This is a genomic window from uncultured Photobacterium sp. (assembly GCF_947039875.1).
Classification (GTDB): domain Bacteria; phylum Pseudomonadota; class Gammaproteobacteria; order Enterobacterales; family Vibrionaceae; genus Photobacterium.
In genome coordinates, this window is the sequence record NZ_CAMRAN010000044.1 from 1 (window position 1) to 15,173 (window position 15,173).

At 37.2% G+C, this 15,173-nt stretch carries 13 protein-coding genes, 1 pseudogene and 1 CRISPR repeat array; of the genes and pseudogenes, 4 read left to right on the top strand and 10 right to left on the bottom strand.

The genetic code is table 11. The features are described from left to right. Positions 1–27 precede the first annotated feature (27 nt). A CRISPR array of direct repeats spans positions 28–1,617; the repeat unit is 28 nt; unit sequence GTTCACTGCCGCACAGGCAGCTTAGAAA. Positions 1,618–1,638: 21 nt separating this feature from the next. Both Q0V26_RS14005 and Q0V26_RS14010 read right to left on the bottom strand, forming a co-directional pair. Then, positions 1,639–2,412: pseudogene (locus Q0V26_RS14005) on the bottom strand (RecX family transcriptional regulator); the annotation flags it as partial. A 41-nt stretch (positions 2,413–2,453) separates the two neighbouring features. Next, positions 2,454–2,708: a hypothetical protein gene (locus tag Q0V26_RS14010; protein WP_297482722.1), complete on the bottom strand. Its 255-nt coding sequence runs from the start codon at positions 2,706–2,708 to the stop codon at positions 2,454–2,456. A gap of 409 nt (positions 2,709–3,117) precedes the next feature. Between Q0V26_RS14010 and Q0V26_RS14015 the strand changes: the two genes are divergently transcribed. After that, a complete protein-coding gene (locus tag Q0V26_RS14015) occupies positions 3,118–3,348 on the top strand; it encodes a PAS factor family protein (protein ID WP_297482824.1) in 231 nt (76 codons plus the stop codon). 366 nt (positions 3,349–3,714) lie between these two features. Here Q0V26_RS14015 and Q0V26_RS14020 read toward each other — a convergent pair whose 3' ends face one another. The 4 genes from Q0V26_RS14020 to Q0V26_RS14035 all read right to left on the bottom strand — a co-directional run bounded on the left by Q0V26_RS14020 (position 3,715) and on the right by Q0V26_RS14035 (position 9,097). Further along, on the bottom strand, positions 3,715–4,722 hold the full coding sequence (locus Q0V26_RS14020) for a transposase (protein ID WP_297482725.1): 1,008 nt from the start codon (positions 4,720–4,722) through the stop codon (positions 3,715–3,717). A gap of 131 nt (positions 4,723–4,853) precedes the next feature. Further along, positions 4,854–6,251, bottom strand: a complete 1,398-nt coding sequence (locus Q0V26_RS14025; protein ID WP_297482728.1) for a sensor histidine kinase — start codon at positions 6,249–6,251, stop codon at positions 4,854–4,856. A gap of 14 nt (positions 6,252–6,265) precedes the next feature. Then, on the bottom strand, positions 6,266–6,931 hold the full coding sequence (locus tag Q0V26_RS14030; protein ID WP_297482731.1) for a response regulator transcription factor: 666 nt from the start codon (positions 6,929–6,931) through the stop codon (positions 6,266–6,268). Positions 6,932–7,897: 966 nt separating this feature from the next. Beyond that, complete coding sequence (locus tag Q0V26_RS14035) at positions 7,898–9,097, bottom strand: serine protease (RefSeq protein ID WP_297482734.1); 1,200 nt, start codon at positions 9,095–9,097, stop codon at positions 7,898–7,900. Positions 9,098–9,438: 341 nt separating this feature from the next. On the opposite strand from Q0V26_RS14035, the gene Q0V26_RS14040 reads away from it, so the two are divergent. Beyond that, entirely contained in the window at positions 9,439–10,011 is a 573-nt protein-coding gene (locus Q0V26_RS14040; protein ID WP_065176687.1) for an alkylphosphonate utilization protein, read from the top strand. 79 nt (positions 10,012–10,090) lie between these two features. On the opposite strand, the gene Q0V26_RS14045 is transcribed toward Q0V26_RS14040, so the two are convergent. Beyond that, on the bottom strand, positions 10,091–10,522 hold the full coding sequence (locus Q0V26_RS14045; protein WP_297482742.1) for an RDD family protein: 432 nt from the start codon (positions 10,520–10,522) through the stop codon (positions 10,091–10,093). Beyond that, positions 10,515–11,948 carry a coniferyl aldehyde dehydrogenase gene (locus tag Q0V26_RS14050; protein ID WP_297482744.1) on the bottom strand — a complete coding sequence of 478 codons (1,434 nt, stop codon included), beginning with the start codon at positions 11,946–11,948 and terminating at the stop codon, positions 10,515–10,517. Before Q0V26_RS14050 ends, Q0V26_RS14045 begins: the two co-directional genes overlap by 8 nt. A 183-nt stretch (positions 11,949–12,131) precedes the next feature. Between Q0V26_RS14050 and Q0V26_RS14055 the strand changes: the two genes are divergently transcribed. Further along, entirely contained in the window at positions 12,132–12,791 is a 660-nt protein-coding gene (locus Q0V26_RS14055) for a glutathione S-transferase (RefSeq protein WP_297482758.1), read from the top strand. 66 nt (positions 12,792–12,857) lie between these two features. Here the strand turns inward: Q0V26_RS14055 and speG are convergent, their stop codons facing one another. Both speG and Q0V26_RS14065 read right to left on the bottom strand, forming a co-directional pair. Continuing rightward, entirely contained in the window at positions 12,858–13,382 is a 525-nt protein-coding gene (speG, locus tag Q0V26_RS14060) for a spermidine N1-acetyltransferase (protein ID WP_297482761.1), read from the bottom strand. A 138-nt stretch (positions 13,383–13,520) separates the two neighbouring features. Then, positions 13,521–14,420, bottom strand: a complete 900-nt coding sequence (locus Q0V26_RS14065; protein WP_297482764.1) for a LysR family transcriptional regulator — start codon at positions 14,418–14,420, stop codon at positions 13,521–13,523. Positions 14,421–14,553: 133 nt separating this feature from the next. Between Q0V26_RS14065 and Q0V26_RS14070 the strand changes: the two genes are divergently transcribed. After that, a complete protein-coding gene (locus tag Q0V26_RS14070; protein ID WP_297482767.1) occupies positions 14,554–15,087 on the top strand; it encodes an NAD(P)H-dependent oxidoreductase in 534 nt (177 codons plus the stop codon). Positions 15,088–15,173 lie beyond the last annotated feature (86 nt).

Consider the following 15,173-nt stretch of genomic DNA (forward strand, 5'->3'; position numbering starts at 1 on the left):
ATGGATCACCAATAAAGTATTTTAAGCGTTCACTGCCGCACAGGCAGCTTAGAAAATGAATGACAGTTTTTATTGCACCATCACCGTGTTCACTGCCGCACAGGCAGCTTAGAAATAGTAAACTCATTTCAATGTGTACGGTATTCAAGTTCACTGCCGCACAGGCAGCTTAGAAACGTGGTGGGGAATGAATCAACCAACTAAAGCCGTTCACTGCCGCACAGGCAGCTTAGAAAAGATCCTGACGACTATGTGAACACAGATGATTGTTCACTGCCGCACAGGCAGCTTAGAAAAAACTACCTCGCCATAATCAAGATTATCTCTTGTTCACTGCCGCACAGGCAGCTTAGAAATTATGCCACGCAAAGAATAAATACTTAAATGAGTTCACTGCCGCACAGGCAGCTTAGAAATGACACTCCAAACAAGGGTGTTGCTGAAATAATGTTCACTGCCGCACAGGCAGCTTAGAAATGAATTCACTATGAGGGTTCCAAATAAGTTTCGTTCACTGCCGCACAGGCAGCTTAGAAATTGCCTAATTTGCCGCCTTTCTTCCCACCATCGTTCACTGCCGCACAGGCAGCTTAGAAATATGTATCGCTGCTCACCATTAACAACAACACGTTCACTGCCGCACAGGCAGCTTAGAAATAATTAACAAGGTCATCAGTAATGATGGCCTTGTTCACTGCCGCACAGGCAGCTTAGAAAAATAAAACCAAGCCACATTGACAGAGATAGCAGTTCACTGCCGCACAGGCAGCTTAGAAAAGAAAATCGCACGAACAAATCAAGAAGCGTTAGTTCACTGCCGCACAGGCAGCTTAGAAAAAACGGAACTACAATATCTTTATCAGTAATCTGTTCACTGCCGCACAGGCAGCTTAGAAATGAGAATATTGCTGCTACTTTCCCTAATGGTGGTTCACTGCCGCACAGGCAGCTTAGAAAAATAAAACGAATAAAATAAGGAGCTAATGCACGTTCACTGCCGCACAGGCAGCTTAGAAAAGCATCAATGGCCTTTTGATTAATTACTGCAAGTTCACTGCCGCACAGGCAGCTTAGAAAACGCGATTGATTGAACATGCTTGAAGGATTGCGTTCACTGCCGCACAGGCAGCTTAGAAACTAATGCGAGCTTTTGGATAACTAAACAAGGTGTTCACTGCCGCACAGGCAGCTTAGAAATGAAAATGAAGCCGCAATCCAAAGTGAAATTATGTTCACTGCCGCACAGGCAGCTTAGAAATATAGTATCGCCACCAAATTGACCAAGGCCCTGTTCACTGCCGCACAGGCAGCTTAGAAAACGTGAAACTCCAAAGCATAAAAAAATGATCGGTTCACTGCCGCACAGGCAGCTTAGAAAAGTTGCTCAGGTGTTGGTGGTCTTGATAAGTCGTTCACTGCCGCACAGGCAGCTTAGAAAGTGGGATTATTGATAATATTAACAATTTCGCGGTTCACTGCCGCACAGGCAGCTTAGAAATCGATTTTTCCGCTTTCGATTTTACTCGGCAAGTTCACTGCCGCACAGGCAGCTTAGAAACATAAGAAACAGTTGAGCAAGCAGAAGATGAGTTCACTGCCGTATAGGCAGTTTTAATTACTTGCTGCTGCCATCGCTTCTTTGATTTCATCTGAGCTATAGCCCTTTGATGACAAATACGCATAGGCTTTACTTTTGTCTTTAAAATTCGACAAATCAAACCGCTTTTTCGCTAACACTAATTGGCAGTTTTCATAAAAATCGACCTCACCCGCTTCCTCTAAATCATAGAAGACTTGCTCAATATTAGTAATATCAACATGCTTCATTTTAAGCTCTTGCTTGATGACTGTTTTGCCTTTGAGCTTTCTCACCAATTTCAATACTTCTGTTTCAAGATCAGCATTCATGCCTTTAATTTTAGCTTTGCTCAATAGCGTATCGGCGGCATCATGCTCAGAAATTGCTCTTGAAATATCTTGAAAGCTGTACCCTCGCTTAGTGAGATCGTTGGTTATTTTCTCTTTGGTGGTTTGACTAAAATCATCATAACTATCTAAACGACTTTTGATCATATCAAGTTCAGACACTTGTTTTTTCTCCATAATATCAATTAATGCTTCTTCAATGATTGTTGCAGGAATACCTTTACCTTTTAATTTCTGTTTAATGTACTGTTGTCCATGTTCATTAGAAAAAGCCATCTCACTAAAGTGCAGTGCAAATTGAAGATCTTCTTTTACATAACCGAAATCTTTCATTTGTTGCAATACAGTCTCAATCCAATCTTGTTGCTCTGTTTTAGCTTCTAATTTTTTTCGTAGTTCATACTCGGTATGATCACGTAAATTAAGATGATAAATCGCACTGTTAATCACATTTTGGATGGTTTTTGCTGGATACGGTTTTTTCATATGATTAACCCTTATTGATAATAAAAATTCGAATGAAAATGTTATTTAAACACAGCTGATCGTCGAATCGTTGCTCGAACTGTAATCGCGGTTAAGCCAATATAGTAAATAGCAATGATTACAGCGGGTAACGCATCACGATCAAATACTGAATGAACAGCAAAAATGCAGTAACTGATAATAATGGCAGGAATAATAAATACACTATTATTACGAGGATAAAGATTTAAAATCAAAAATAGCTGATGAACACCCGCCAACACCAGCGGTAACGTTACCATTAAAAACCATAACATAGTCAATTCCTTTAAGGTAAAAGTACCTTCAGTTCGCCATTGTATACTGATAATGAAAAAAGCTATCTATTATATGCTTAGTTCTTTTTTGATTAAAATAGCAGACATTAAGCCCCCACTTTTAGACAATATTCAACTTCAACCGTAAATTAAAGACACTAACCGTTAAAAATCACCAAGACTTTAACAGCTTACACTCGAAAAATTCAAATCATGAACTAAGATAATGAAGTAACGCACTACGTTATTTAAATAAAACATATACCACATAGGAATAGATGTGCGAAATAATCACTTTAATATATCAGTTGCGTACATCCTTATGCGTTATGTGACTAATATCCCAGATATTTAGTCGATATAACGTAACTATAAACGACTAAGTAATTAAGGAGTTACTATGAATAACATCGCTAATCTTATTTATGACACTTTGGTCGATCTATCAAACAATGCACCAGAACAACATGCAAAAATCCGTCAAAATTTATACGACCAATTAGATCTACCATTAAACAAGCAACGCGACTTATATTCAAATGCACTTGGACCTGCAAGCTCAGGAATGCTAGAAAATAATGCTGATTTTAACAACACAGTCAATATTGCAATTAAAGCGCTTGAGACACCTGAAAAATAAATTAATGAACATTAATCAAATATAAAATAAGTGTTCTGTATTTATCAGGGGATAACAAAGCGCTTAAATCAACTTTATATAACTATATGATGTTGATCTAACATGTCGAATATATACGGAAACGCCCAAGGTTATTAGCCTTGGGCCCATCTATCTTTACTTTGGACAGCCATATCTTTTACCATGAAAATATAGCCTCTAAAAAAACAAACTATTCCACCAACAACAACCTCTTTCGCTATTAGAATGACAACTTAGTATCTTAATACTTCACTAAATCTGTTCTATTCCCATATTTTAGGATCAACTAACCCCACAATATTGACAGTTATTGCGGTATTTTCATCTGATTATAAGAAGCAGTGTCTAACTAGGATGTAACTGGTGACTCGCTAACTTTCCTTTACACCAATGCCCACCAACGTGCTGTTTGAAGGCACACATTCGAGACCATTTTCCACTCACATTAGCATAACGCTCCATAAATTGTTCACTGTGCTCAAGCCAAGCGTCTGATGTTATTCCCATTTGCTGTAAAATCTTTGGTTGATTAGATGCAATAAAGCCTTTTTTATCATTTCGAATACATCGACCAGTCCAATCAATAAGTTCGAGATAATCGGCAAAAGCAAAATTTATCCCAGCTTTTTTCGCCTGATGTTCAGCACCAACAAAGGGTAATAATTGAAAATGAGAGTTACTTGATGATGATGGTTTAGTGGATGTTTTCGTTTGATTATATTCACGAATACGTTGTTGAATAGAGGTAAAATCAGACTGTTCTAATGACGGTGTAATTCCGACTCTAATAGGATTTAAATCAACGTACATCATGCACGATAATAACGCTTGTTCATCCAGCAGAGCTTGAGACTTAAAACGTCCTTCCCAAAATGCACCTTTACATTGATCTTCTTTATTGGCTTTGCGGGCTATCTCTTCATTAAGGCAGCGCATAAACCAGCTAATACTACCTAATCGTTGTTGCCATTCAGCCACTAAATTTGATAGCGCTTGTTGTTTATCTGCGGCTATTTGACCCTCTTTTAAAAAATCAACCGCAATAGGATGACCACTAAATAACTGTAGCCAACGCGATATCACCTCTTCTGGAGTCAGCTTTTGTTGTTGCTCAGTATCTATTTTTAGCACTAAATGATAATGGTTACTCATCACCGCATAAGCACATACATTGATACAAAACACAGACGCTAACTGTCTAATTTTATTTACTATCCAACCTCTTCGGTGTTGATAGTTTTTACCGTTATACGGATCATCTCCACACAAATAGGCACGACGTACACAGCGATTAATTACATGATAAAAAGGGGTGATTTGAGGCTCTATCAATTTACGTCTTGAGATTGTCATTCGCTTCACCATAAGCAACTTGAAGCTTAAGTGTAGCTACTCATGGTTGATGTGCAAGGATATGGCTGTCCTTTTTCCTCTGTGCAAGTGTGCAAGTGTGCAAAGATATGGCTGTCCCTTTTCTTTTCTTTTTACTTTCCTTTATTCATTACTGGTAACAACAATTGAATTATCAATCCATGAGGTTGGCGATTTTCAGCATTAACTGTGCCGTTCATTACCGTCATTACTTCTTTAACAATCGCTAATCCAAGGCCATAACCACCCGATTGTTTATCTCTTGCACCTTCGATACGCGTAAAGGGATCAAATATCCGTTTTAAATGCTGAGGTCCAATGCCAAAACCATCATCTTCTACGCTTAATTGTACAAATGGTTGTCCTTCGACATCCACCAGCTCTGAAGTAAGAGTAATATGAGCATTATCTCCTGCATATTTAATCGCATTCCCAAGTAAATTAGTTATAGCGCGAACGATTAATCGACTATCACCTCGTACTAATGGCATTTTATTATCAATATCAAACGTAAATGTTTGTTGTACACCCAATAATGCCTCAATATTAGGAATAGCTGTTAAGCATAAACTCTCTACATCAATGGGAATTAAATTAGCATTTTCAGCGGTATTTTGAAGCTGATTAAATTCTAAAATTTCATTAACCAATTGATTCATTTCTTCAGATTCACACTCTAGTCGATCAACTAGGTGTTGGTGCTCAGACGCAACCCGCTTTCTTATTAAATGTAATGATAAATTATGTCGAGCTAATGGAGTACGCAGCTCATGTGATACATCACGAATTAAGCGTCGTTGCCGTTTAGACAACATTTGAATTTTTTCCGCCATGTCATCGAAGTCAGTCGCAAGCGATGTAAATTCAATGCTGCTATCACTTACAGCATTTGCCACTCTTACTGAGAAATCACCACTAGCAAGACTGCGGCTTGCCGCTCGTAAGGTATTTAATGGTCGTTGTAAATAACGCGCAATAAGAAATGAAAACATCAGTAAAATTAATGCTGCAATCACGACTTGAATTAAGCCAAAATAAAATGAGAAATATTTGGCAGGATGTAATTGATACGGCAATTGCACCATCAATTGATTGCCCTCTTTTAACGGGATAGCAAAAATAGGTTGGTTAACACGAGAATCTAAAATTGAATTAATACCACGCGCATAATTCAATTTGAATGCAAAATGAGGGTGCATTTTCCTATCCCCCATCTCGTGTTGATCTTTATCTAGGACAAATAAATAATAAGGCTGTTGCTTTTCCCATTGACCAAGTTGCTGTTTATTGCCCGTGTCAATTAACGTCTGGGCTTGCTCTGCCATTACAAGCATTTTTTGCTGGACTTTCTTTGGTACGTGCAACATCGTTTTAACTAATGCAATTTCAGCTAAATTTTGCAGTAATAATATTAATAATAGACTGACGCTAAAATACGAAAAAAGTCGTACAACCAAACCATGTTGTTGATGAGGTTTATACCACACTTTACGCTGGGAAAGGCTTTCCACAACAGATCCTTTAATTAGTGATTGACGCTTTCGGAATAACTATAACCTCTGCCACGCACAGTTTTAATATGTAACTTAGACATACCAGCCAATACAATTTTACGACGTATATTACTGATATGCATATCAAGATTACGATCAAATGGGCTTAATTCTTTTTTAAGTACTTGTTTTTGTAATTCAGCCTTTGATACCACAATCCCGTCATGCTTGATTAAATATTCTAATAATTCAGCTTCAGTGCTAGTTAATGGCAAACGTGACATTTCTGCTGCCATATTTTCTTCACCAGAACGGATAGTATGACGCTGACGTTCAAGCCCAACACGGCGCAAAATAGCACTAATACGTGTCAATAGTTCAGGTACTTTAAACGGTTTAGTAATGAAATGATCTGCACCTGCTTGTAAACCATCAAGCATAGTCGCTTCATCACCCAATGCCGTTAACATTAAAATAGGGGTCGCAAATCGCTGACAAATACGACGCGCAACTTGCATTCCATCAAGGTTAGGCAGCATCACATCCAGCAACACTAAATCAACACCTTTATTTTGCAGATACTCAATCGCTGACTCACCACAATGAACACAACCGACATCATGACCTTCATCTTCTAACACTTCAGTCAGTAATTCACACAACTGTATATCATCATCAACAACTAATATTTTTGACACAATAAATCATCCACAAAAAAACCATCAGCATAGTAATATGCTTAACCTATGTATATCAACCATGCATCAACAATCACGTCCTTATCTACACAATTAGCCTATTCAAATAAGTGATTGTTGACTCAATTAAGCCCCCCTAACTACAATGTATTATTAGTGGCTATCGAACATTGTGAATCTAAGGTACAACTGCTACATCTTGTCATCATTTAAAAGCTTAGAGCATACTATTTTTCTTTTAAATTCATCTATAAAACAAAACGCTATAAGGAAATACTCACCTTCCTGTCCTAGAAAAAAATTCAACATTCCACTCAGAATAATTTCCTTAGTTTTGGCTTTAACTATTAAACTTTATTTGAATACCGAATAGATAAAACAAGCTTTCTGTTTGATCATTGAACTAAATCAATAAATTTATAGTTATTAACAAACTTCAACCAACTATCTATTGACTTTGCCAGAGGCTGCACCAAATCTAGCTTTAACGAATTTCCCACAGAGTTATGCACAGCTTCTGTGGATAAATATATTTCAGGGAATAGAATAATAAAACATTATATTATTAATCATAAATATATTATCAGAAACAAAGACCATACGTAACACCATGATATTAAATATAAATCACAAAAAATCATGGTGTTGATACAATTAACAGCTAAATCCTTTAAGCTTATTTTTATTCTATTTATTATTTAAGAAGATCAACTTGTTAAATATATGTAAGTTATACATGCATTTTTTATGAAATTTTCAAACTTATAATAATATTGGAAGTGGCGTTATACTGTTTGATAAAATGGGACATTGAACTATAGATATTTAACATTAAAAAAAATAATCTCTTGTTTTACTTATAAAAAAAATGGAAAGCAGCTAAAAAACCACTTTCCATCTCAATAATGTATTCACCTATAATTATAATCACTTCAACATTCAGTTGACAGCCTTACAACCCCCGCTTTAGTTTCTTGAACGTCTAAAAAACATACCATAACAAAGGAATAATAAGCCGATAAAACCAAAACTACCGCCACCATCACTATCTTTACCTATATTACAATTATTCGCTGAAATACTGTCATTACACCCATCACCATCTTGATCATCATATTTATCAGCAAGGAAATCTGGTGGAGTAATAGGGTGAGCCGGTACTTTATTACTGTTCTCAATGATCCAATCTGTGTAATAACCTACTCGCGCGTAAAAACCAGGACGTGTCATTGAGCCACATGCAGGGTCACCAACAGTACCACCACTGACAATACCCACTTGTAACCATTCATCTTTATTATTTTGAGCAAAAATAGGGCCACCACTGTCCCCAAAACAAGCATCTGCCCCGTACGGAGTATTGCCGATATAACCAGAAATTTTAGGAGGCAATGCGCATAATTTAGTAACATTTGCAGCATTATCAATAATTAAACCTGGATTATCATTAGATTCGAGACGCTCGTAACACAAATCTATCGGAAATGAACTTAGTACCGCATGCTGTAAAATATTAGGCGCAGCAGAACTAGTTCCAGAGGGTTCTGTTGCTCCCCAACCAAAAACTTTAATATTAATCGGTCTATCTGATGGTTGAGGATCATTAGCTAATATCCATTCTTCAGCTAATCGTTTTTCAATTTCTCTAGTTGCTGATAATGTTGGTAATGATACTTTACCAAGATTGATAAACTTACGACCTACGCGTATTAATGCAACATCATTATCTAATGCGGTACTTATTATCTCTGTTTTCTCTGAACCTTTTTTTACTACAGCGACAGGACTAAACTCAGGGTGAACAACCACATGTGTTGCTGAAAATAAATGTGATTTTTCTGGGTAGCTATTATCAATTAATCCCGCAGTAATTGTAATATCTGAAGGAGCCATCACTATTGCGTTTTCATCGTTCCCCCTTACTACGCAATGAGCTGCCGTTAATACCCACTGCTCATTGATAATCGTCGCACCACAAAAAGGGGTTTCTCCATCTTTATTATTGCGTAGTGATGCCATAAAATTTTCACTAGCTGGAGTATTGCTATCAACATCATTTCCCGCAATAACATACGGTGAGACTGTTGTATCTGATGATGCACATACTGGCATGCTTATACTTGCAACAATTGCTAACATCAAAACACTGTATTTATACTGGAGCATCCTTTTCCCTTTTCACTTAATAGTTATCGCTATAGCTTACCCTTAAGACCCATTAAGCGCAGATCGAAACCAACACACTGCGATAAACTTCATTTTTTCATGTAACTGTAAAGTACGTTACCTCATATATTATATAAGTCGCTGGCACTATCTAACGAATCCCCCTGTATCTATATTGTTAAATATGAAACAACAACCCACCAATTCGGTTAATAAAACAAAGCCGACTGGATATTAAACAGTCTGTTGTACTATAAATTTCGTGATCAGAGGCATGTTTGCTTTTCTTCTGTACAATAGAACGGCATAATATTGGCACAATAAATCAATGGACAATTCCCATGACTATCGAACAAGCATTAAAAACGCGTAGTGAATCAAAATGTGAGCTATGTTCTTCTGAAAACAATCTAGCGGTATACGCTGTTCCTGCTTCTGAAGACAAGAGTGCAGGTTGTTGTGTACTTCTTTGTGATACTTGCCGTGGTCAGCTTGAAAATCCAGAAACTACTGACGAAAACCACTGGCGTTGTCTGAACGACACCATGTGGAGCCAAGTTCCTGCTGTTCAAGTTATGGTATATCGCCAGCTTAAGCGTCTTTCAACTAAAACTGATTGGGCAATGGATCTCGTTGACATGATGTACTTAGAAGATGACGTTAAAGAATGGGCTGAAAAAGGTCTTGTTGAGGAAGAACAAGCTTCAATCCCTACTCGTGATGCGAACGGTGCAATCCTTCAAGCTGGTGATAGCGTTACTATCATTAAAGATCTACCAGTTAAAGGTTCAAGCATGGTTATCAAGCGTGGTACACCAGTACGTAACATCAGCTTGACTGATAACCCACTTCACATCCAAGGTCGTGCTGACGGTGTGCAAATGGTGATCATCTCAGCTTACACTAAGAAGTAATTCTTACTGTATTGAGAATAAAGAAAGCCCCTGTTGATATTATCAGCAGGGGCTTTCTTGTATGACATCGGTGGTTTTATTATAGTGATTTAATCACAACAGTATTGGCTAATTTATCATGCCAACCCTGCTTCCTTTTATCCCAGCCAGCCCACATTAAGCCAAGTCCAAAAGGAATGGTTGAGACAAAATAGCCTAAATAACGTATCACCGATTGTTTCACACTGGGGTTGTTACCAGTATTAGCATCAACTATCTGCGCTTTAATGACCATTTTCCCGGGCGTGGCTGATTTATAAATCCAAAATAAAATCACACCAAGAAACGGTAATAAGTAATTGATCATTATATCCATCGGCCCAACAGCAAAACTATCAATTGATGGGTACATTTCCCCATACCAGAGATACATAAGTGGCGCTGTAATCAAAGCGACAATTGCAGTATCAATTAAACTGGCTAACACTCGTAACCAAAATCCCACGTATATCGGTGTTATTTCTCTATTCATACCGAGAGAACTTCCTGTTTATAATAAAGTTAATCAACCGTTTACCGATTTTTCCATAAGGTGCATAAAAGTATTTTGTTGTACTTAATGTCGCTTGATATGTAACGGGACGTAATTTAGAAAGTCGCTCAAAACCATCTCGCCCATGATAATACCCCATTCCACTATGCCCAATACCACCAAACGGTAAGTCATCTTGAGCAACGTGCAACATAACATCATTGATAGTAACTCCACCTGAACGTGTTTGGTTTATTACCTGTTGGTGAACGGTTTTATCATTACTAAATATATACAGTGCTAACGGGCGCTCTCTGGCATTAATATAATCCATTGCTTGTTGTATGTTTTTATAGGTTATTATTGGTAATAACGGTCCAAAAATTTCACGTTGCATAACGGCCATTGCATCTGTTGGTTGACAAATAAGTTGTAATGGAAATTTCTTCTGTTGTGGATCAGGGGCTGATTTAGGAACTAAATTAATTACCTTTGCCCCCTGTTCAACAGCATTTTCAACGGCATCACATAAACGACTAAAAGAAACGTCATCAATAATCGAGGTATAGTCAGGATGCTGAATATCCGTAAACCGTTGCGCCATGATTACTTGAGATTGGCGAATAACTTCACTTTCTAATGCTTGTGGAACCAATAGATAATCAGGAGCAACGCACGTTTGACCACTGTTATACATTTTACCGCCTAAGATGCGCGATAAAGCTAAATGTACATCATAATCATCGGCTAAGATAACCGGTGATTTACCGCCAAGTTCTAACGTCACAGGCACTAAATGGGTTGCAGCAGCAGCCATAACAGCCTTACCTGTTGTCGTTGACCCCGTAAAAATAAGATGATCGAATTTTAATTGTGAGAAAGCAATCCCTGTTTGCCCTTCTTCTGCAACAATGCAAATATGATCATCACTAAAATCAGCCACAAACAATTGTTGTAATAGCTGACATAAATGTTGAGATTTTTCTGACATTTTAACCATCACACGATTACCAGCAGCAAGCGCAGCAACCATCGGTGCAATAGTCAAAAAAAGTGGATAGTTCCACGGTACAATAATGCCCACAACCCCTAATGGCTGTGGAATAACACTGTTTTTTGCAGGTTTGAACCATAAAGAAGTATGTCGACGCTGAGGCTTCATCCACGCATTAACATGTTTAATCGCATCATTTATCGATTCTAAAGACGTAAATATTTCTAATAATGCGGTTTCACTTGCAGAGCGACAACTAAAATCAGCCGCAATCGCTTCGCAAATCTGAGCTTGATGCCGAATGATTAATTGTTTTACTTTTTTTAGGGTAGCGATACGATCTTCTACCATCGGCATCGGTTGCTGCATAAAAGCGTCATATTGACGTTGACGATATTGCTCAAGTGCGCTTGCTATCAATAAATCACTCATAATATTCCTCTATAATATTCGCTACATGATATATCTAGCGGTAGTGAATAATGAAAATAAGCATGTGCAAATAGTAGTATAACTATCTCTAATAACAATACAGTTGAATACACTAAATTTATCAATTATCAGGATTTGCACTAAACTTATCCTATTAAGGACGGAATTTTTCGGAGGGATAAAATGACGCGACCAATACTGTACACGCTACGTCAATGCCCCTATGCCATTCGAGCACGTTTAGGCCTGCAGCTTGCCGAGCAAGAAATAGACATACGTGATATTTCACTCACAGATAAACCCGCTGAAATGCTTAGTATTACACCAAAAGGGACCGTTCCGCTATTAGTCTTAAGTAATGGTGATTATATTGATGAAAGCTTATCAATTATGGTGTGGGCTTTAAATCAGCACGATCCACACAATTTATTATTAGCCGATAGTACGCATTTATTCACTGATATGATCAATCTCATTGCACGTAATGATTGTAAATACATTGCAGCATTAGAGCACTATAAAGCCGATGTTCGATATCATAATTCAGATAGTATGATCTACCGTAATTTATGTCAGTCGTTTCTTGATGATCTTGAATTGAGATTAAATAAACACCGCTTTTTTATGTGTAATCATCCAAGTTTAGCCGATTACGCTATTTTACCCTTTATTCGTCAATTCTCTCATGTTGAACGGCAATGGTTTCGCCAGGCGTCCTACCCCAAATTAAAAGCTTGGCTAGAACAACATTACCAAGATCCAATTTTTTCACGGGTAATGAAAAAGAAACCATTATGGCAACCAGAAGCTTCAACGCCATCATCTCGTTACGAAACGGTATAATATTAACAACATGAACAATGTAATATAAACCACCCAGACAGTGTTGCACTATCTGGGTGAAAACAATTATTTATTACGACTCGCAAGATATTCATCTTGAAGCATGTACATACGTTTTACATCAGTGTAGTGACCATCAATAAAGATTTCTTTTACTAAATGACCTTCTTCAATAAAACCACATTCTTCATATAAATAAATGGCTTTTTCATTTACTGTTGCTACATGCAAATAGACTTTATGTAAATTTAAGATAGTGAAAGCATAATTTAACGCACGATTAATTAATGCACGCGCATAACCACATCCTTGAAAATCAGGTGCAATGATGATCTGAAATTCTGCGCTGCGATGAATGCTATTAATTTCAACTAATTCAACCAGTCCAATTGATTCTTTATTATTATTTTCAGCAATAAAACGCCGCTCAGTACTATCGTGAATATGCTTACGATACAGCTCTTCCAACTCATAAAATGATTCATACGGTTCTTCAAACCAATATGACATGATGGCACGATTATTGTTTAGTTGATGAATAAAGCGTAAATCAGTTTGTTCTAAAGCGCGAAGACGAATTTCATTATTCATTATGGTTATCCATTTCCTAAAAATCACTGTTCTAAAATAATATATAGATGAACTTATTAAGAGCTAGAAAATATCACTAAAACATAAAAATAAAAGGCAAAAAATGTAAAAGTTTACGTCTAAAGACTTAAGCTACAATTACTTGCTCATTCTATGTTCTAATAACTCAATGAATCGTCTTACCTTTGCTGATAAATGTTTTCGGCTTGGGTAAACAACGTACACATTCACCAATGTCTTATCAAATTCAGGAAACAATATTGTTAACTCACCACGTTGTAATTGTGGCTCAATATAAAACGCAGGCACGTGACAAATACCCATATCATCAACAGCCATAGCAACAGTCATCGACGTATTGTTGCATCGTAGCTTTTGTTGAACATCAACATTAAAAACTTTATTTTCCGCATCTGTATATTGCCAACGATCTGCATGTTTTAAATTACTGTAGCAAAGACAGTGATGTTGTTGTAATTCAGAGGGGTGTTTTGGAAAGCCATACTGTCGTAAATATTCAGGTGATGCCACTGTATGAATTTTACAACTAAAGAGGCGTTTACAAATTAAACTCGATTCCGCTAACATCGCTGAAGCACGAATAGCAAGATCATACCCGTCAGCAACAACATCTACTGTTTTATCACTTAAATCAATATCTAACTGCATTTCTGGGTATAGCGTTAAAAACTCACTAAATACCTGCTGTAAATATTGAGAGCCCAACCATACCGGACAACTTATTTTAAGTGTACCTTTAGGGCTTACGCTATTTTGTGACATCAAACCTAGCGCTTGTTCAGCATCCATGATCAATTGTGAACACTCTTGATAATAGACCTCTCCTTCAGGCGTTAGCGCGACAGATCGCGTCGTGCGATTCAGTAACCGCACTCCTAAACGAGCCTCAAGTTTATTAATTTCTTTACTTATATAGGAATTGGAATGTCCTAAAGCCTCTGCGGCAGCTGCAAAACCCCCACTTTTTATGACCTGAACAAAGACGACAATACCATCAAACAATTTATTGTTAGTCATATGGAAATAGTTAAAACACTTGTATGCTATTAATTATATTTGACTATCAATATACACTTAATCCACACAATAGGATATTTATTATCTAACCTTATTAATTATAACAACGTAATGTGTGTTACAAGGAACTCAAATGAAATTATTAACCTTAGCAGCAAGTAACAGTCGTCAATCAATCAACAAACATCTCGCAACATATGCCGCATCATTAGTTACTGGTGCAGATGTGGATATTTTAGATATTAATGATTTTGAAATGCCGCTTTATAGTATTGATCGTGAAACCGAAACAGGTATTCCAGCACTAGCACAAGACTTCTTAAATCGAATCGCTGATGCCGACGCTATCATCATCTCTTTTGCAGAACATAATGGTTCATACACTGCCGCATATAAAAACCTGTTTGATTGGGCATCACGCATCGAGCCTAAAGTTTACCAAAATAAGCCTATGCTATTATTAGCAACATCACCGGGTCCTGGGGGCGCTAAAACCGTATTAACAGCAGCCGTTAATTCAACCCCCTATTTTGCTGGTAATGTAAAAGCATCGCTCTCTATTCCAAGTTTTTATGATAATTTTGATCTTACTGTAAACAAAATCACTAACGCTGAACTAGACGCAGCATTAACAACCGCAGCGCATAGCTTAACCAATCATAAATAACGATTTGATCTTAGTTCCAGAATTATTAATTACCTTATTCCATGGGCGCATTAATTGTAAAGAAGTACTATATCGATCACTATTAT

Coding starts and splice junctions, on each gene's coding strand:
- Q0V26_RS14010 (WP_297482722.1), bottom strand. CDS start 2,708: ATGTTATGGTTTTTAATGGTAACGTTACCGCTGGTGTTGGCGGGTGTT.
- Q0V26_RS14020 (WP_297482725.1), bottom strand. CDS start 4,722: ATGACAATCTCAAGACGTAAATTGATAGAGCCTCAAATCACCCCTTTT.
- Q0V26_RS14035 (WP_297482734.1), bottom strand. CDS start 9,097: ATGCTCCAGTATAAATACAGTGTTTTGATGTTAGCAATTGTTGCAAGT.
- Q0V26_RS14040 (WP_065176687.1), top strand. CDS start 9,439: ATGACTATCGAACAAGCATTAAAAACGCGTAGTGAATCAAAATGTGAG.
- Q0V26_RS14045 (WP_297482742.1), bottom strand. CDS start 10,522: ATGAATAGAGAAATAACACCGATATACGTGGGATTTTGGTTACGAGTG.
- Q0V26_RS14050 (WP_297482744.1), bottom strand. CDS start 11,948: ATGAGTGATTTATTGATAGCAAGCGCACTTGAGCAATATCGTCAACGT.
- Q0V26_RS14055 (WP_297482758.1), top strand. CDS start 12,132: ATGACGCGACCAATACTGTACACGCTACGTCAATGCCCCTATGCCATT.
- speG (WP_297482761.1), bottom strand. CDS start 13,382: ATGAATAATGAAATTCGTCTTCGCGCTTTAGAACAAACTGATTTACGC.
- Q0V26_RS14065 (WP_297482764.1), bottom strand. CDS start 14,420: ATGACTAACAATAAATTGTTTGATGGTATTGTCGTCTTTGTTCAGGTC.
- Q0V26_RS14070 (WP_297482767.1), top strand. CDS start 14,554: ATGAAATTATTAACCTTAGCAGCAAGTAACAGTCGTCAATCAATCAAC.